We start from the raw sequence: 17876 nt of genomic DNA, 5'->3' as shown, positions 1-17876 counted from the left end.
TGACCTTAGTGACTTGTGCGCGTGAACGGGAATATGCGCCCCGCCGCCCACGAGCGAGCAGCGCCACCGTTCGACCGTCGACCGCGGCGCCCGCGTCAGGCATTAGAGTCAGCGGCGTGCCAGAAACGACAGCGGCGGACACCGCGACGGACCGACGCCCGGGTCCCGTGCGCCGCATCGTGCGTGACACCACCGACTTCCTCGGGCTCCGGCGACAGGAGGGCGAACGAGTCACCCGTCCCCCGTCGACCGAACGCCGGGGCGACTACGGCAAGACCGTTGCGCGCCTGCACGACGACGAACGCGAGGTCGGCCCGCTCAATGCCGCCGAGAACAGCCGCCTGACCCGCATCAAGCTCTTCGGTGCCACCGGCTCGGTCCTGCTGCTGATCGGTTCCCTCGCCACCGGTGCGATCCCCGTCCTGCAGAACCCGATCGCCGGGATGCGCGTCCTGTCTCTTCCGTCCCGTATGTGGAGTACCGCGCTGACGCTGTCGATCGGCGGCACGATCATGCTGGTCGTGGCATGGCTGCTGATCGGACGCTTCGCCGTCGGACGGTTCAGCGTCGAGGTCCGGCACGGACGGAGCCCGGAACGCCGGATGACCCGTCAGCAGGCCGACCGCACCCTCATGCTGTGGATCGCGCCGATCATCATCGCGCCCCCGCTGCTGAGCAAGGACATCTATTCCTATCTCGCACAGAGCGCCATCGCGCATCGCGGGATGGACCCGTACGAGGTCAGCCCGCTGCGCGGACTCGGCGTCGAGGACACCCTCACGCGCTCGGTGCCCAACATCTGGCGGGACACGCCCGCGCCGTACGGCCCGCTGTTCCTCTGGCTCGGCAAGGGCATCACGGCGATCACCGGTGACAACATCACCGCCGCGATCTTCCTGCACCGGCTTCTCGCGCTGGTCGGGATCGCACTCATCGTCTGGGCCCTGCCCCGGCTGGCTCGCCGATGCGGGGTCTCGTCGGTCGCCGCGCTCTGGCTCGGTGCCATGAATCCGCTGCTGATCCTGCATCTGGTCGGCGGCATTCACAACGAGGCGCTGATGCTCGGCATGATGCTCGTCGGCATGGAGCTGTGTTTCCGCGCCATCTACGGGGTGGAGGCCCTCCACCGCGCCGGATCACTCTGGCCGAGCAGCGCGGGCTGGACACTCATCGCGGGCGCGGCCGTCATCTCCGCGTCGTCGATGGTCAAGGTCACCTCGCTGCTGGCGATGGGATTCATCGGCATCGCCCTGGCCCAACGCTGGGGCGCCGGACTCCCCGCGCTGCGCAACGCCCCCGTGCGCGAGTGGTGGCATCGCTCACGCCGCTCGATCATCGCGCTGACCGGATCGGCGGGATTCCTCTTCGGAGTCCTGCTGGTCGTCATGGTCGGCATCTGCCTGGGCACCGGGCTGGGCTTCGGCTGGACACGCACCCTGTCGACCGGCGACGTGGTGCGGTCCTGGATGTCCATACCCACCCTCCTCTCGGTGACCACCGGACGTGTCGGACTGGGACTCGGACTCGGCGATCAGACGCAGGCGATTCTCGAGGTGGGCCGCCCGCTCGGACAGCTGATAGCCGCGATCTTCATCGTCCGGTGGATGCTCGCCTGTCTTGCGGGACGACTGCACCCGCTGGGTGCCCTCGGTGTGTCAATGGCCACAGTCGTGGTGTTCTTCCCCTTCGTCCAGGCCTGGTATCTGCTCTGGGCGGTCATCCCCCTGGCCGCCTGGGCGACCCGGCCGTGGTTCCGCCTCACCGCCGTCGCGGTCACCGCCATCATCGCCATCGTGGTGATGCCGACGAGCTCCAACACCAGCGGAGTCGTTCTCGCACAAGGACTCCTGGCCGGTGTGATCATGGTCGCGGTGATGACCGCGCTGTTCTTCGAGGATCTGCCCATCCATCGCTGGCTGCGCCGCCTCACACGACGCGACCGTGCCCCGGAGGGCAGCGACCGCTCCTGAGCCGTTTTTGGCCGTGGCCGCCGAGGGAATAGGGTTGCCGATGTGCACGGCACGACGACCCGAGAGCGACACCACGGCGATGACCGCCCCACCGGTCATCCCGCCGACACGTCCTCCGCTCTGGATGTCACCGGCCTCGTCAAGCGGTATGGGGACAAGGTCGCCGTCGACGGGCTCGACCTCCATCTCGATCGCGGAACCGTGCTCGCCCTGCTGGGACCCAACGGTGCGGGCAAGACCACGACCGTCGAACTCTGCGAAGGATTCCTGACGCCGGATGCCGGCACGGTCCGTGTCCTCGGCCTCGATCCGGTGGCCGACAACGACGAACTGCGACGCCGGATCGGCGTGATGCTGCAAGGCGGAGGCGCCTACCCGGGCGCCCGCGCGGCCGAGATGCTGCGCCTCTGCGCGGCGTACAGTGCCGATCCCATCGACCCCGACTGGCTTCTCGACGTCCTCGGTCTCGCCGACGCGGCGCGCACACCGTTCCGCAGACTGTCCGGCGGACAACAGCAGCGCCTGTCGCTCGCCTGCGCCATCGTCGGCCGCCCGGAGCTGGTGTTCCTCGACGAACCCACCGCCGGACTCGACGCCCACGCCCGAATCCTGGTGTGGGAGTTGATCGACCGCCTGCGCAGCGACGGCGTTTCGGTACTGCTGACGACCCATCTCATGGACGAGGCCGAGGAACTCGCCGACCAGGTGGTCATCATCGATCACGGACGGGTCGTCGCGGCGGGCTCGCCCGAGGATCTCGCGAGCCGTGGCGCCGAACACGAACTGCGCTTCACGGCTCCCCGCGGACTGGACCCGGGGAGCCTCGAACGGAATCTCCCGGACGGCTACCACTGCAGCGAACCCGCGCCGGGCACCTATCTCGTCCGTGGTGAGGTGACGCCGCAGATCCTGGTGGCCGTCACGACCTGGTGTGCGGAGATGAACGTGCTCGCGACAGATCTCCGCGTCGAGTCCCGCAGCCTGTCCGACGTCTTCCTGGATCTCACCGGACGGGAGGTGCGCTCGTGACCCCGGACCCGGCGACCGCCGCGGCCGCCCACGACAATCGTTTCGCCCCCGGCACCTTCACGCCGCGTCCCCGCGCAGCCTCGCTGCCGTCCATGCTGCTGGCGCAGACCCGACTCGAGCTGACCCTGCTGCTCCGCAACGGCGAACAGCTCCTGCTGACGATGTTCATCCCGATCACGTTGCTGATCGGACTCTGTCTGCTGCCGATCGACTCCGGCCTCGGCGACTCGACGGCCGAACGCGCGGCCCGGTTCGTACCCGCCATCATGACCGTGGCGATCATGTCGACCGCGTTCACCGGGCAGGCCATCGCGGTGGGCTTCGACCGACGGTACGGAGCTCTGAAACGCCTGGGCGCCACGCCGATTCCCCGGTGGGGCATCATCGCGGGCAAATCCCTCGCGGTCGTCGCCGTGGTCGCGCTGCAGGCGCTGATCATCGGGGCCATCGGCTACGCGTTCGGCTGGCGGCCCTCGATCGCGGGCCTTCTGCTCGGCATCGTCGTCATCGCCATCGGCACACTGACGTTCGCGGCGCTGGGCCTCCTGCTGGGCGGCACACTCAAGGCCGAGATCGTTCTCGCGCTGGCAAATCTTCTCTGGTTCGCGCTCGTGGGCGTCGGAAGTCTGGTCGTGCTCGGCGACCGCGTACCCGATGCCGCCCACTGGGTCGCGCGTTGTCTTCCATCGGGCGCCCTCACCGAGGCGCTCGGACAGGCCACCCATGGTTCGGTGGACTTTTTCGGTATCGGTGTGTTGCTGGTGTGGGCCGCGGTCGGCGGCCTGCTGGCAGTGAGGTGGTTCCGGTTCCAATGACGTCAGACACGCAGACGCCCCCGACAACGAATGCCGCCGGGAGCGCGTCGGCCCCCGGACGTTTCGATCGAATTCCGGGCTTCGGCCGCCCGACCGCGCGCTTCGTGTTCTGGTGGGCGATCGCCCTGCTCGTGGCGAATGTCGGCATCGTCGCGACCGGTGGTGCGGTCCGCCTCACCAGTTCCGGCCTCGGCTGCCCGACGTGGCCACGCTGTACCGACGAATCCTTCGTCCCCCATTCCGCTCTCGGCTTGCACGGCGCCATCGAGTTCGGCAACCGCATGCTCACGTGGGTGCTCATCGTCATCGCGATCGCGGCCTGGGTGGCGATCTGGCGGCGGGCACGCGTCGACGCGGCCGCCCGCGACTCCCGCTGGCTGGTCACCCTGGTGGCGCTCGGCATCCCGTTCCAGGGCGTCATCGGTGGCATAACCGTGCTGACGAAGCTCAATCCCTGGGTCGTCTCACTGCATTTCGTGCTCTCGATGGTCCTGGTGTCCGGCGCGACCGTGGTCGTGTATCGCTTGCGTCCCGATGCACCCGAGCGTCCGGCGGAGTCGACACGGATGCGCCTGGGCCGTCAACTCTCCTGGCTCCAGTATCTGGTGACCTGGGTGACGATCTACCTGGGAACGGTGGTCACCGGCTCCGGTCCGCATGCGGGTGACGCCGACGCCCCCCGCAACGGACTGGCCCCCGACAACGCGACCCAATTGCATGCCGACGCCGTGTTCGTCCTGATCGGTTTGTCGGTCGCGCTCATCGTGTTCACCCGCGTGAGCGGACTCCGGGCGCGACGCACCGCCTATACGTTCTTCGGACTGCTGCTCCTCCAGGGAGCGATCGGCGTCATCCAATACAACACCGGCCTCCCGATCGCCTGGGTCATCGCGCACATGACCGGCAGCGCGCTGCTCCTGATCTGCGCGACCTGGCAGATTTTGGAGTTCGGAACGCGGAAGAGCGAAGCGCTCGCCCACTGATCGAACGGCCCACCCGTCGATCGAGCAGCCCACCCGCTGATCGAGTAGGCCGCGAGCGCAGCGAGCCGTCGTATCGAGATCACGCACTCCGCCGCGAGATCTCGCGGACCGACGCCGATCAGATGATGGCGCTGTTGCGGGCCTTCGGATAGATGAACTGGTGGGCCACCCAGCCGGCCATCTTGCGCCAGTGCTTCGGCAGCACGTTGGTGTCGGCGTTGAGTTGGCGATCCCATTCGGCCTGCTCCAGGTCCGGCACGGCGGCGACGACCGCTTCGGCGGTGGCCGAGTCGACCACGACGCGATCACCGAGGATTCCGCCCTTCTCGCCGACGAGCGTGATGCGGACACCGGCCTCGCCGACGGGCTGCAGGACGGCCTTCGCCGAGCCGCCCTCGTGGCGGATGAAGCCCTTGATCGAACGGACGACCTCGTCGGGCGCGGTGACCGTCGTGGTGGGTTCGGTTGCTGGGGTTTCGGATCCGGGCTGATCGCTCATGGGTCGAAGCATACCGTCCGCGGTCGACGGCTCCGGCCCGCGGGATCATCCGGTGTGTTCGTCGAAGGCGGTGCCGGCCGCTCGGTCGGCCCACCGGGACACATCGTCGAGTTGTGCCGTGAGCTTGCTCCGGATCCGCGTTATCGCCTCGGGGCCGAGTGGCAGCCGCAGGGGCGCGTCGGGATTCCGCACCGCGTCGACGATGATCCGCGCACCGCGTCGCGGGTCGTTCGGCTGCGCGCCGTCCTGCGTCGGGAACCGGCGGCGCAACTCCCCCGCGGGCGACTCGGCGTACGCGTCGATGGCTTCCGCCGCGCGAATCGACCGGCCCGCGAACTCCGTACGGAACGGCCCGGGTTCGACGATCAGCACCCGGATACCGAAACCGGCGACCTCTCCTGCGAGCGCCTCGGACAACCCCTCGAGCGCGAACTTCGATGTCGCGTACGCGGCATGGCCGGGATTTCCGACCACGCCACCCACCGATCCCATCTGGACGATCGTGCCGCTGCCCTGTCCACGCATTCCCGGTAGCACCGCGCGGGTCATCCGAAGAACCCCGAAGACGTTGGTGTCCAGCACGTCCCGGAGGTCGTCATCACTCAACTCCTCGACGGCTCCGAGAAAGCCGTGGCCCGCGTTGTTCACGAGCACGTCGATGGCACCGAACCTGTCGGTCACCTCCGCGACGACCGCCTCGGCCCGCTCCGGATCCCGCACGTCGAGTTGCAGCCGCTGCTTGTAGTCGGCGATCGTCTCGGGGTCACGGGCGGTCGCCACGACGGTGTCGCCCGATGCGGTGACCTCCTCCGCGATCGCGCGACCGAATCCGGTGTTCGCACCGGTGATCAGCCATACCTTCGACATCGCCCCTCCTGGGTTAGCGGCCATCTATCTTGATACTCAAGTAACCCTAGGCCCGGTTATCTTGAGTATCAAGGGAATTGTCGTACCGAGGGAGTTGTCATGGATTCGTTGTCGCATGAGCTGGACGAATGGCTTGACTGTATGGGCATCGAACGGGGTACGCGCGCCGCATGCGTCGAGGAGGCCCGGCAACGCATCGGCCGCCTGTCACGGGTGTTCGGGCACGTTCTCGCCGAGGTCGCCGAAGCCCACGACATGTCGATGGGCGACTGGGAGGCCCTGTCGGTCCTCGCCCGCCGTGACGGACCCTGCACGCCAACCGAACTCGGAGCGACCCTGGGCCTCACGTCCGGGACGGTCAGCACCCGCATCAACCGCCTGTCCCGTGCCCGGCTCGTCGAGACGGTGGCGTCCGAGGACGGTCGCAGCCGCCCTATCACCCTCACCGCGGCGGGCAGGCGGACGTGGAGCGCGGCGACCCGTGATCGGGTGGCGCGCGAGAAGGAGATGTTCGCGGGCCTCGACATGGCCGGCCTCGCCACAGTCAACCGGGACCTCTCCGAGATCCTCGGACGTTTCGAGGACAGGTACGGCACGGCGTCGCGTCACGATCGCGTCGAATGAGCGACGCGCCGAGCGACCGCGTGGCCGTGTAGAACTGAGGCCATGCGAGCGACACAGGTGATCAGACACGGCGGCCCGGAGGTCCTGGAACACGGCACCGTCGACGACCCGATTCCCGCCCCCGGCGAAGTACTGGTGAAGACGCATGCGATCGGCGTCAACTTCATCGACACGTATCTCCGGCGCGGCATGTATCCGTCCCAGCCGCCGTACATCCCGGGTACCGAGGGCGCGGGCGAGGTCGTCGCGGTGGGCGCCGATGTGGACTCGCTCTCCGTCGGCGACCGGGTGTGCTGGGTCGACGCCCCCGCGAGTTACGCCGAACTCGTCGCGGTGCCCGCCGCCCGTGCCGTACCGATCCCGGACGGCGTCTCCTACGAGGTCGCCGGTGCGGCACTGCTGCGCGGCCTGACCGCGCACTATCTCCTCGACGGCAGCGCCCACCCGGATTCCGGTGACACGATCCTCGTCCATGCCGGAGCCGGTGGCGTCGGACTCATCCTGACGCAGATGGCGAAGCTCAAGGGACTCACGGTGATCACCACGGTGTCGAGCGACGAGAAGGAGGCACTCTCGCGGGCCGCCGGAGCCGATCACGTGCTGCGCTACGACGACGACCTGGCGGCTCGGGTCCGCACGCTGACCGACGGCGCGGGCGTCGCCGTGGTGTACGACGGAGTCGGCGCGGACACCTTCGAGCAGTCGATCGCCGCCACCGCGGTGCGGGGCACGGTTGTGCTGTTCGGGGCCGCGTCGGGCCCGGTGCCACCGTTCGATCTGCAGCGCCTCAACGGTGCCGGATCGCTGTCGGTGACCCGGCCGACCCTGGCGCATTTCATCGCCGACCCGGACGAACTCCGGTGGCGGACCGGCGAATACCTGGGTGCCATCGCGTCCGGCGATCTGGATGTTCGCGTCGGTCAGAAGTACCGGCTGTCCGATGCCGCCGATGCACATCGCGATCTGGAGGCCAGGTCGACGACCGGCGCCACTGCGCTCGTCCCCGGGTGAGTGCGGCCACCGAGTGGGTATCGAGATCATGTCGCCGGGTCTCGATACGCGCCGGGCTCGCTGCGCTCGCGCGACGCTACTCGACCACCGAAAAATCGAGCAGACCGCCGATCGAGTGGCACGACGCCACTCGACCACCGAAATTCGGGTAGACCGCTGATCGAGTAGACCGAGGCGATAGCCGAGGGCGTATCGAGATCAGCCGATCAGGATCAGAAGTAGCTGGAGATCGTCGGCAGATTCACCACGGCGTCGACGGCCAGACCGCAGAACAGAATCGCGAGGTACTCGTTGGACTGCAGGAAGATCTTCAGCGGTGCCACCTCGGCGCCCGCCTTGGTCTCGCGGTACAGCTTGTGCACCCGGCTGGCGAACCAGCCGCCGGCGACCACGGCGATCGCCGCGTAGATCCAGCTCGCGCCCCAGAGCAGGACCAGGGAGGCCAGGACCGTCGCCCAGGTGTAGAACACCATCTGCCGGGTGACGCGTTCCTCGGTCGCGATCACCGGCAGCATCGGCACGCCTGCCGCTCGGTAATCCTCCTTGTAGCGCATGGCGAGCGCCCACGTGTGCGGCGGCGTCCAGAAGAAGATCACCAGGAACAGCACGATGGGCTGCCAGCTGATGCTGTTGGTCACCGCGGCCCAGCCGACGAGCGTCGGCATACACCCGGCAGCGCCGCCCCACACAACGTTCTGCCAGGTACGGCGCTTGAGGATCATCGTGTAGACGCCCACGTAGAACGCGATCGTCGCGGTGACGAGCAGAGCGCTGAGCAGGTTGGCCGCCCACCACAGGACCGCGAAGGACGCGATCCACAGCACGATGCCGAAAATCAGGGCCGCACGCGTGGACACCGCGTGCCGGGCCAGCGGCCTGCGCGCCGTGCGCTTCATCTTCTGATCGATGTCGGCATCGACGACCATGTTCAGCGTGTTCGCGCTTGCGGCGCCGAGCCATCCGCCGATCAGTGTGAACGCCACGAGGGCCAGGTCGACATGCCCGCGATCGGCCTGCAGCATCACCGGGATGGTGGCGACGAGCAGCAACTCGATGACACGCGGTTTGGTCAGCGCGATGTAGGCGAGAACCGTGCCCTTGATACGCGCCGGCAACGACAGTCGCTCCGGGCTCGCTGGAGTCGCATCCGTGACCGCGGGATCGGGTCGAGAAGCGGCGGATCCTGCGGTGCGCTGCGACGCGGCGGACAGATCTCCGCTCACATGCTCCCCAATCCTCACTGTGGCTGCTTCGATGCCGGGACCGGCAGATCGCCGGTGGGCTACTACAGAGCATGGTAGACCGCACGTTCGCCGATCAAAGAATCGCGCCGGTGGGCGGGCGGAACACGCGGTGCCGTCGCACCCCACTCGGTCAAGCGCATTAGGCTGGTGCATGTAGCCGCCGACGATCCTGCGTTCGGCTCGGCTCCGGACATTGCACAAGCGACGACATCGCCAAGCCCAGAGGAGACAGCAAGCACCGTGGCGCCCACCGACGACATCCGCGAACTGACCACGCCCGCTCACCCGGCCGACTGGACCGACGTGGACACCCGCGCCGTGGACACCGCCCGCATCCTGGCCGCCGATGCCGTGCAGAAGTGCGGCAGCGGCCACCCGGGCACCGCGATGAGCCTCGCTCCCCTGGCCTACACGCTGTACCAGCGGATCATGCGACACGATCCCGCCGATCCGCACTGGGTCGGGCGCGACCGCTTCGTGCTCTCCGCAGGCCATTCCAGCCTCACCCAGTACATCCAGCTGTACCTCGGCGGGTTCGGCCTCGAACTCTCCGATCTCGAGGCGCTGCGCACGTGGGACTCGCTCACACCGGGCCATCCCGAGTACGGCCACACCAAGGGTGTCGAGATCACCACCGGCCCGCTGGGCCAGGGCCTCGGCTCGGCCGTCGGCATGAGCGCCGCATCGCGCTACGAGCGCGGGCTGTTCGATCCCGATGCGGCTCCCGGATCCAGCCCCTTCGATCACTTCATCTATGTGATCGCCTCCGACGGCGACATCGAGGAGGGCGTCACCAGTGAGGCGTCGTCCTGGGCCGGCACCCAGCAGCTCGGCAACCTCATCGTCTTCTACGACGCCAACCAGATCTCCATCGAGGACAACACCGACATCGCGCTGTCGGAGGACGTCGCGAAGCGCTACGAGTCCTACGGCTGGCACGTGCAGACCGTAGAGGGCGGCGAGAACGTCACCGGCATCATCGACGCCGTCGACGCCGCCAAGGCCGTGACCGACAAGCCGTCGATCATCGTGTTGCGCACCATCATCGGCTATCCCGCGCCGAACAAGATGAACACCGGTGCGGCACATGGTGCGGCACTCGGCGACGACGAGGTCGCGGCCACCAAGAAGATCCTCGGCTTCGATCCGGAGAAGAACTTCGACGTCTCCGACGAGGTCATCTCCCACACCCGGGAACTGGTCAAGCGAGGCGAGGCGGAGAAGGCCGAGTGGACCACGTCCTTCGACTCCTGGGCCGCCGCCAACCCGGAGCGCAAGAAGCTCTTCGACCGTCTGCAGGCGCATGAGCTGCCCGATGGCTGGACCGACGTGCTGCCGTCCTGGAAGGTCGGCGACAAGGACGTCGCCACGCGCGCCGCCTCCGGAAAGGTGCTCGGTGCACTCGGACCGGTATTGCCGGAGCTGTGGGGCGGTTCGGCCGACCTCGCGGGCAGCAACAACACGACCATCGACGGCGCAGACTCCTTCGGCCCGTCGTCGATCAGCACGTCGACCTGGAACGCACAGCCGTACGGCCGGACTCTGCACTTCGGCGTCCGGGAGCACGCGATGGGCGCGATCCTGTCGGGCATCGTGCTGCACGGGCCGACGCGCGCCTACGGCGGCACCTTCCTGCAGTTCGCCGACTACATGCGGCCGTCCGTCCGTCTGGCCTCACTGATGGAGATCGACCCGATCTACGTCTGGACGCATGACTCGATCGGGCTCGGCGAGGACGGACCCACGCATCAGCCGGTGGAGCACCTCGCCGCGCTGCGCGCGATCCCCAACCTCGATGTCGTGCGTCCCGCCGACGCGAACGAGACCGCCTACGCCTGGCAGCACATCCTGACCCGGCGCGACCACCCGGCAGGTCTGGCACTGACCCGTCAGGGCGTCCCCATCCTCGAGGGCACCACTGCCGAGGGCGTCGCCGCCGGCGCCTACACGCTGATCGACGCCGACGGCACCCCCGACGTCGTGCTGATCGGCACCGGTTCCGAGGTCCAGCTGGCCGTCGAAGCGCGGAAGACCTTGGCGGAGAAGGGCATCAATGCCCGCGTCGTCTCCATGCCGTGCTTCGAGTGGTTCGACGAGCAGACCACCGAGTACCAGAACTCGGTCTTCCCCGAGGGCGTGCCGCGCGTCTCGGTCGAGGCCGGCATCGCCATGCCCTGGTACCGGATCGTCGGCCCGGGTGGCGAGATCGTGTCCCTCGATCACTTCGGTGCCTCCGCCGACTACAAGATCCTCTTCCGCGAGTTCGACATCACCGCGGATGCCGTCGTGGAGGCCGCACAGAAGGCCATCGCGAACAAGTAGCGTCGGGCGAAGACCCACGTCGCGACGCGCGACCGCACACCATCGCATCAGAGGAGAGAAATCGTGACCCAGAACGAGAAGCTCGCCGAACTGTCCGCCGCCGGTGTCTCGGTGTGGCTCGACGACCTGTCCCGCGACCTGATCGGGTCCGGCGACCTGGCCGAGCTCATCAACACCAAGTCCGTCGTCGGAGTGACCACCAACCCCGCGATCTTCCAGGCCGCACTGTCCAAGGGCAGCGCCTACGACGCCCAGGTCAACGAGCTCGCGGCGCAGGGTGCCGACGTCGACGCGACGATCCGTACGGTCACCACCGACGACGTGCGCAACGCGTGCGACGTCCTGGCTCCGGTCTTCGAGGAGACGCAGGGTGTCGACGGCCGGGTGTCCATCGAGGTCGACCCCCGTCTGGCCCATGACACCGATGCCACCGTGGCGCAGGCCGTCGAACTCTGGAAGATCGTCGACCGCCCGAATCTGCTCATCAAGATCCCGGCCACCAAGGCGGGGCTTCCGGCGATCACCCGGACCCTCGCCGAGGGCATCAGCGTCAACGTCACCCTGATCTTCTCAGTGGAGCGCTACCAGGAGGTCATGGACGCCTATCTCGACGGACTCGACGCCGCGGCGCGTGCCGGTCACGACCTGTCCACGCTGCACTCGGTCGCGTCGTTCTTCGTCTCGCGCGTCGACACCGAGATCGACAAGCGCCTCGACGCCATCGGCACCCCCGACGCGCAGGAACTGCGGGGCAAGGCCGGACTCGCCAACGCGCGCCTCGCCTACCAGGCGTATCAGCAGGTCTTCGAGGTCGAGTCCCGCTTCCCGGATCTGCTGGCGCAGGGTGCCCGCCCGCAGCGGCCGCTGTGGGCATCGACCGGCGTGAAGAACCCCGACTACCCGGACACGCTGTATGTCAGCGAACTCGTCGCGCCCAATACGGTGAACACCATGCCGGGCAAGACCGTGGATGCGTTCGCCGACCACGGATGGGTGGACACCGGCTCGATCATCGGTCGCGGACCCGAATCGCAGGAGCTCTTCGACGCTCTGACGGCGATCGGCATCGACCTCCCCGACGTATTCCGGGTGCTCGAGGACGAGGGCGTCGAGAAGTTCGAGGTCGCCTGGAAGGAATTGCTCGACGCGACGGCCGAGCAACTCGACGCGGCGAAGGCCTGACCTCCGTGTCCGCGCCGTTCGCGGTCACCGATCGGACGGCGGAGGCCTGGCAGAATCCGCTCCGCGACCCCGACGACAAACGACTTCCCCGCATCGCCGGACCGTGTGTCCTCGTCATCTTCGGCGTTACCGGCGACCTGGCACGCAAGAAGCTGATGCCCGCCGTGTACGACCTGGCGAATCGCGGATTGCTCCCGCCGTCCTTCGCACTCGTCGGCTTTGCCCGGCGGGATTGGGACAACGAGGATTTCGCCACGGTCGTCCACGATGCGGTGCGTGAGCACTCACGCACCGAGTTCCGCGAGGAGGTCTGGGAACGCCTCGCCGAGGGCTTCCGGTTCGTCGAGGGGTCCTTCGACGACGACAAGGCCTTCGACCGGTTGGTGTCCACTCTGCACGACCTGGACACCGAGCGCGGCACGGACGGCAACTACGCCTTCTACCTGTCCGTCCCTCCGAAGGCCTTCCCGGTCGTCTGCGAGCAACTGCAGCGCAGTGGTCTCGCCGATCCGCCGGAGGGCAGCTGGCGCCGGGTGGTCATCGAGAAGCCGTTCGGTCATGACCTGGAGTCCGCGCAGGAGCTCAACGCGATCGTCAACAAGGTGTTCCCCGAGTCGTCGGTGTTCCGCATCGACCACTACCTCGGCAAGGAAACCGTCCAGAACATCCTGGCGCTGCGGTTCGCCAATCAGCTGTTCGATCCGCTGTGGAGTTCGCATTACGTCGATCACGTCCAGATCACCATGGCCGAGGACATCGGACTGGGCGGTCGCGCAGGATATTACGACGGGATCGGCGCGGCGCGTGATGTCATCCAGAATCACCTGCTACAGCTGATGGCACTGATCACCATGGAGGAACCGATCTCCTTCTCCCCTGAGCAATTGCAGACGGAGAAGATCAAGGTGCTCTCGGCGACGCGAAACATCCTGCCGCTGGACGAGAACACCGCGCGCGGCCAGTACGGACCGGGCTGGCAGGGCAGCCAGCAGGTGCCCGGCCTGCTGGAGGAAGAGGGTTTCTCCAAGGACTCGACCACCGAGACCTATGCCGCCATCGCACTCGAGGTTGATACGCGCCGCTGGGCGGGCGTGCCATTCTACCTGCGAACAGGAAAACGACTGGGGCGCAGGGTGACCGAGATCGCCATCGTCTTCAAACGCGCACCGCATCTGCCCTTCGACGAGACGATGACCGAGGAGTTGAGCCAGAACGCCCTCGTCATCCGGATTCAGCCGGACGAGGGCATCACCCTGCGGTTCGGGTCCAAGGTGCCTGCGTCGAGCATGGAGGTGCGTGACGTCAACATGGACTTCAGCTACGGAACCGCGTTCACCGAGGCATCGCCGGAGGCCTACGAGCGCCTCATCCTCGACGTGCTCCTGGGCGAACCGTCGCTGTTCCCGGTGAACGAAGAGGTCGAATTGGCATGGCGCATCCTGGATCCGGTGATCGAACACTGGGCCGAGGGTGGCAGGCCGGATACCTACGAATCAGGTACCTGGGGCCCGACCTCGGCCGACGAGATGATGACCCGGCACGGCCGCGCCTGGCGACGACCCTGACCCGGCAGCCGTGACCCCTGCGCCGTGACCAGCCGACAGAAGGACACCGCATGATCGTCGAACTCCCGAACACGTCCACGGCAGAGGTGGCCAAGAAGATCGTCGAGGTCCGGGAGGCCGGTGGCGCGATCAGCCTCGGCCGGGTGCTGACCCTCGTCGTCTGCACCGAGGCGGGCGAACCCACCGAAGGCGCGATCGAGGCGGCGATCGGCGCCAGTCGCGAACACCCGAGCCGAGTCATCGTGGTGGTGCGCGGGACCACCGAGGGTGATTCCCGCCTCGACGCGGAGATCCGTGTCGGCGGTGACGCGGGTGCATCCGAGGTCGTCATCCTCAACCTCGTCGGCGAGCTCGCGAATCATCCACGCTCCGTGGTGCTTCCGTTCCTACTGCCGGACACCCCGGTGGTGACGTGGTGGCCCGGCACGGCGCCGGAGAACCCCTCGGAGGACCCGATGGGCGAACTGGGACATCGCCGGATCCTGGACGCCAACAAGGCATCCGACCCGGACACCATCCTCGCGCACCGTCTGGAGACGTATGCGCCCGGCGACTCCGATCTGGCCTGGACACACATCACACACTGGCGCGCGCTGCTCGCCTCCGCGCTGGACCGGCCGCCGCACTCCCCCATCACCGAGGTGCAGGTCAGCGGCCCCGCCGACTCCCCCGGGGTCGACCTACTGGCCGGGTGGCTCAGCGCCGAACTCGATGTCCCCACGCATCGGCTGTCCGGCAGCTTCGAGGTGCGACTCATCCGCGACGACGGCCCGATCGTGCTGGCCGTCGACGAACAGAACAATGCGGTCCTGTCGGTTCCCGGCCATCCGGACGGTCGGGTCGCGATGACCCGGCGCGATCTTCCCTTCCTGCTGGCCGAAGAGTTGCGCAGGCTTGACGACGACGAGATCTACGCTCGGGCCCTGGCCGGGGTCGCGAGCGTCCGCCACGACACCGAGGCAGGTACCCGATGAGCACCGAAACACTGGTCTTCGACGACAAGGACGAACTGACCACGACCGCCGCCGCGCGCTTCGTCGATCTGGTCACCACCGCACAGGCCGAACGTGGCATCGCCCGCGTGGCGCTCACCGGTGGCTCCAACGGCATCGCGCTGCTTCGCGCGCTCGCGGCGAACAGCAGCCCGATCGATTGGTCGCGCGTCGAGATCTTCTGGGGCGACGACCGTTTCGTCCCCGCCGACGATCCGGAACGCAATTACCGTCAGGCACGCGAAGCCCTCCTCGACCACGTCCCGGTCGATCCCGACCGCGTCCATCCGATGCAGCCGTCCGACGGCCCGCTCGGCGACGACCTCGACGCGGCCGTCCAGGATTACGCACTGGTCCTCGAAGGGGCCGCGGACGGTCGGCTGCCCGTCTTCGACGTGCACCTGCTCGGCATGGGCGGCGAAGGCCACATCAATTCGCTGTTCCCGCATACTCCCGCGGTTGCCGAGAAGCAGCGGCCGGTGCTCGGGGTGGAGGATTCACCGAAACCGCCGCCACGCCGGATCACGCTGACCCTCCCGGTCGTGAACCTGTCGAAGCAGGTGTGGTTCCTGGTGTCGGGTGCGGACAAGGCCGAAGCGGTGGCCGCCGCGCATCGTGGCGCCGACCCGGAGGACTGGCCCTGTGCCGGCGCCCACGGCACCGATGCCACGGTGTGGTTCCTGGACCGGGCGGCCGCAGCCGACCTCTGAGGACCGCCCGCGGAATCAACCGCCGTCGACGAGGGTTGCACCGGGCGCACCATCACCGACGACGGCAGGACGTTTCCCGTGCGCGCACTCTGGGTTCTGGCACACCCGCACCCCGACTCCCTCAACGCCCGGCTCCGGGACACCGGGCTGGCCACCCTGAGGGAATCCGGCTGGGACATTATCGAATCCGATCTCTACGCGATGGACTGGGATCCGGTGCTGCGAACCGAGGGCGGCGACGACGTCCGGCGTGAGCAGCAGAAACTGATGTCGGCGGACCTGGTGGTACTGCAATTCCCGCTCTGGTGGTACGGCATGCCCGCGATGCTCAAAGGGTGGATCGACCGGGTCTTCGAGGCCGGATTCGCCTATGACGTCATCGATCCCGCGACCGGCCGCGCACGCAAATACGGCGACGGCGGACTCGTCGGCCGTCGCGCTCTCGCCGTGGTGACCGCGGGCGATCGGCCCGGCACCCTCGGTCCCCGCGGCATCAGCGGTGACATCGAGGACGTCCTCTGGACCACGCTGCACGGCACCTTCTGGTACACGGGAATGGACCCGCTTCGGCCGCACCTGATCACCCGTGCCCGCGATGTCGACACGTGCTCGCTGCCGGATGTCGAGGGTGCCTTCACCGCACGACTCCGCGGCATCGCCGACGAGGAACCGATTCGGTATCTGCCGATGAACGATCGCTACTACGACCACAGCATCGCCCTGCATCCCCACGTCGCGGCCGAGACGGTCGGCCTCGACGCTCACCGCGCATGAAGGTCGACCGGACCGGCCTCAGGTACTGACCGCACACTGACCGCGGTCGACCCGCACCGGTCCGGACGCCGACGGCCGCACGTCGACATCGAAGATCGCGGTCGGAATGTAGAGCGTCGCACAGGAATTCGGTACGTCGACCACTCCGGAGAATCGCGCTTCCACGGGGGCCGCGCCGAGCATCAGGTACACCTGCTCCCGTGTCCAGCCGAACCGTGAGAGGTACTCGATCGCATTGAGGCATGCGTTCTGGTAGGCGAGGGTCGAGTCCAGAAAGTGTTGTGTGCCATGCTGATCGACCGAGAAGCCCACGAAGGTGAGGAATTCGGAGTACCGAGGATCGACGGTGCCGGGGATGAACACCGGATTGGTGGTGATGCCGTACGTCTCCATACCGCCGGGGATGACCTCCACCCGGAGATCGATGAACCCACCCATCTCAATGGCACCGCAGAACGTGATCTCACCATCTCCCTGGGAGAAATGCAGATCACCCAGCGACAGGTTCGCACCGTCGACGAACACCGGGTAGAAGATCCGGCTGCCCTTGGACAGGTTCTTGATGTCCTGGTTGCCGCCGTTCTCCCGGGGCGGCGCCGTCCGTGCCGCCTCGGCGGCCGCGCGCTCGAAATCGTCGCCGGTGAGCGAACCCAGCACCGCGTTGTGCGGTAGCGGCGGAAGTGCCAGTGCGGGAACACGATCCGGGTCCGTATCGATGAGCCTCTGCTCCCGGGCATTCCACAGGGCCAGCAACTCGTGGCTGGGTGCGGTGCCCATCAGACCGGGATGGATCAATCCCATGAATTCCACGCCCGGTACGTGCCGGCTCGTGGCCCGCTGCCCGGTGAAGTCCCAGATCGCCTTGTACGCCTGCGGGAACCAGTCGGTCAGGAAGCCTCCGCCGTTCTCCTTGGCGAAGATCCCGGTGTATCCCCACCCCTGACCGGCGACCGGACCGACCTCCTGCGGCACCGGCCCGACGTCGAGGACGTCGACCATCAGCAGGTCACCGGGCCGCGCACCCTCCACCCCGAAGGGCCCGGACAACTGATGCACCATCGACAGGTCGCAGTCACGGATGTCGTCGGCGTCATCGGTGTTGAGTATCGTGCCGTCGAACCACTCCTTGGATTCGACGCGGAACACGTCACCGGATTTCACGGTCGCCACCGGCGGGATGTCGGGGTGCCAGCGGTTGTGGCCGACCAACTCCTGCTCCCGGAACGGAAGGGTCTGATCGACGGGAAAGATCACATCGGGCATGAAGGCTCCTGGTTGACGGGGTGGAA

The 17876-nt window shown here is 67.6% G+C and carries 16 protein-coding genes; 12 read left to right on the top strand and 4 right to left on the bottom strand.

What is annotated here, in order from left to right; all coding sequences use genetic code 11:
* Positions 1-167 precede the first annotated feature (167 nt).
* The 4 genes from mptB (at position 168) to AC4JJG_RS09725 (ending at position 4797) form a co-directional block, all read left to right on the top strand.
* Positions 168-1970 carry a polyprenol phosphomannose-dependent alpha 1,6 mannosyltransferase MptB gene (gene mptB / locus AC4JJG_RS09740; protein WP_495401014.1) on the top strand — a complete coding sequence of 601 codons (1803 nt, stop codon included), beginning with the start codon at positions 168-170 and terminating at the stop codon, positions 1968-1970.
* A gap of 120 nt (positions 1971-2090) precedes the next feature.
* A complete protein-coding gene (locus AC4JJG_RS09735) occupies positions 2091-2999 on the top strand; it encodes an ABC transporter ATP-binding protein (RefSeq protein ID WP_495401015.1) in 909 nt (302 codons plus the stop codon).
* The gene (locus AC4JJG_RS09730) at positions 2996-3814 is read left to right on the top strand and encodes an ABC transporter permease (protein WP_495400677.1); all 819 of its coding nucleotides are present in this window, start codon (positions 2996-2998) and stop codon (positions 3812-3814) included. Before AC4JJG_RS09735 ends, AC4JJG_RS09730 begins: the two co-directional genes overlap by 4 nt.
* A complete protein-coding gene (locus AC4JJG_RS09725; protein WP_495400678.1) occupies positions 3811-4797 on the top strand; it encodes a COX15/CtaA family protein in 987 nt (328 codons plus the stop codon). Before AC4JJG_RS09730 ends, AC4JJG_RS09725 begins: the two co-directional genes overlap by 4 nt.
* A gap of 118 nt (positions 4798-4915) precedes the next feature.
* Here AC4JJG_RS09725 and AC4JJG_RS09720 read toward each other — a convergent pair whose 3' ends face one another.
* Together AC4JJG_RS09720 and AC4JJG_RS09715 are read right to left on the bottom strand one after the other, a co-directional pair.
* Complete coding sequence (locus tag AC4JJG_RS09720) at positions 4916-5296, bottom strand: hypothetical protein (RefSeq protein WP_495400679.1); 381 nt, start codon at positions 5294-5296, stop codon at positions 4916-4918.
* Positions 5297-5341: 45 nt separating this feature from the next.
* A complete protein-coding gene (locus AC4JJG_RS09715; protein WP_495400680.1) occupies positions 5342-6163 on the bottom strand; it encodes an SDR family NAD(P)-dependent oxidoreductase in 822 nt (273 codons plus the stop codon).
* Positions 6164-6262: 99 nt separating this feature from the next.
* Here AC4JJG_RS09715 and AC4JJG_RS09710 point away from each other — a divergent pair, with 99 nt between their 5' ends.
* Both AC4JJG_RS09710 and AC4JJG_RS09705 read left to right on the top strand, forming a co-directional pair.
* A complete protein-coding gene (locus AC4JJG_RS09710) occupies positions 6263-6787 on the top strand; it encodes a MarR family winged helix-turn-helix transcriptional regulator (protein WP_495400681.1) in 525 nt (174 codons plus the stop codon).
* 42 nt (positions 6788-6829) lie between these two features.
* Positions 6830-7798, top strand: coding sequence for a quinone oxidoreductase family protein (locus AC4JJG_RS09705; protein ID WP_495400682.1), 969 nt, complete (start codon positions 6830-6832; stop codon positions 7796-7798).
* A gap of 212 nt (positions 7799-8010) precedes the next feature.
* Here the strand turns inward: AC4JJG_RS09705 and AC4JJG_RS09700 are convergent, their stop codons facing one another.
* Positions 8011-9021 (bottom strand): heme o synthase, encoded by a 1011-nt coding sequence (locus tag AC4JJG_RS09700; RefSeq protein WP_495400683.1) that lies wholly within the window; start codon positions 9019-9021, stop codon positions 8011-8013.
* A 261-nt stretch (positions 9022-9282) separates the two neighbouring features.
* Between AC4JJG_RS09700 and tkt the strand changes: the two genes are divergently transcribed.
* The 6 genes from tkt (at position 9283) to AC4JJG_RS09670 (ending at position 16587) form a co-directional block, all read left to right on the top strand.
* Positions 9283-11364 (top strand): transketolase, encoded by a 2082-nt coding sequence (gene tkt / locus AC4JJG_RS09695; protein WP_495400684.1) that lies wholly within the window; start codon positions 9283-9285, stop codon positions 11362-11364.
* 63 nt (positions 11365-11427) lie between these two features.
* The gene (gene tal, locus AC4JJG_RS09690; protein WP_495400685.1) at positions 11428-12546 is read left to right on the top strand and encodes a transaldolase; all 1119 of its coding nucleotides are present in this window, start codon (positions 11428-11430) and stop codon (positions 12544-12546) included.
* 5 nt (positions 12547-12551) lie between these two features.
* Positions 12552-14111: a glucose-6-phosphate dehydrogenase gene (gene zwf, locus AC4JJG_RS09685; RefSeq protein WP_495400686.1), complete on the top strand. Its 1560-nt coding sequence runs from the start codon at positions 12552-12554 to the stop codon at positions 14109-14111.
* A gap of 50 nt (positions 14112-14161) precedes the next feature.
* Entirely contained in the window at positions 14162-15085 is a 924-nt protein-coding gene (locus AC4JJG_RS09680) for a glucose-6-phosphate dehydrogenase assembly protein OpcA (protein WP_495400687.1), read from the top strand.
* Positions 15082-15813 (top strand): 6-phosphogluconolactonase, encoded by a 732-nt coding sequence (gene pgl / locus AC4JJG_RS09675; protein WP_495400688.1) that lies wholly within the window; start codon positions 15082-15084, stop codon positions 15811-15813. The genes AC4JJG_RS09680 and pgl overlap by 4 nt, the downstream gene beginning before the upstream one ends.
* 78 nt (positions 15814-15891) lie before the next feature.
* Positions 15892-16587: an NAD(P)H-dependent oxidoreductase gene (locus AC4JJG_RS09670; RefSeq protein WP_495400689.1), complete on the top strand. Its 696-nt coding sequence runs from the start codon at positions 15892-15894 to the stop codon at positions 16585-16587.
* 18 nt (positions 16588-16605) lie between these two features.
* Here AC4JJG_RS09670 and fmdA read toward each other — a convergent pair whose 3' ends face one another.
* Complete coding sequence (gene fmdA, locus AC4JJG_RS09665) at positions 16606-17850, bottom strand: formamidase (RefSeq protein ID WP_495400690.1); 1245 nt, start codon at positions 17848-17850, stop codon at positions 16606-16608.
* Between the last annotated feature and the right edge of the window lie 26 nt (positions 17851-17876).

The sequence above is a fragment of the Gordonia sp. B8661-1 genome, assembly GCF_059427765.1.
The sequence above is the reverse complement of the archived record's forward strand: the minus strand, read 5'-3'. Positions and strand labels throughout refer to the sequence as shown.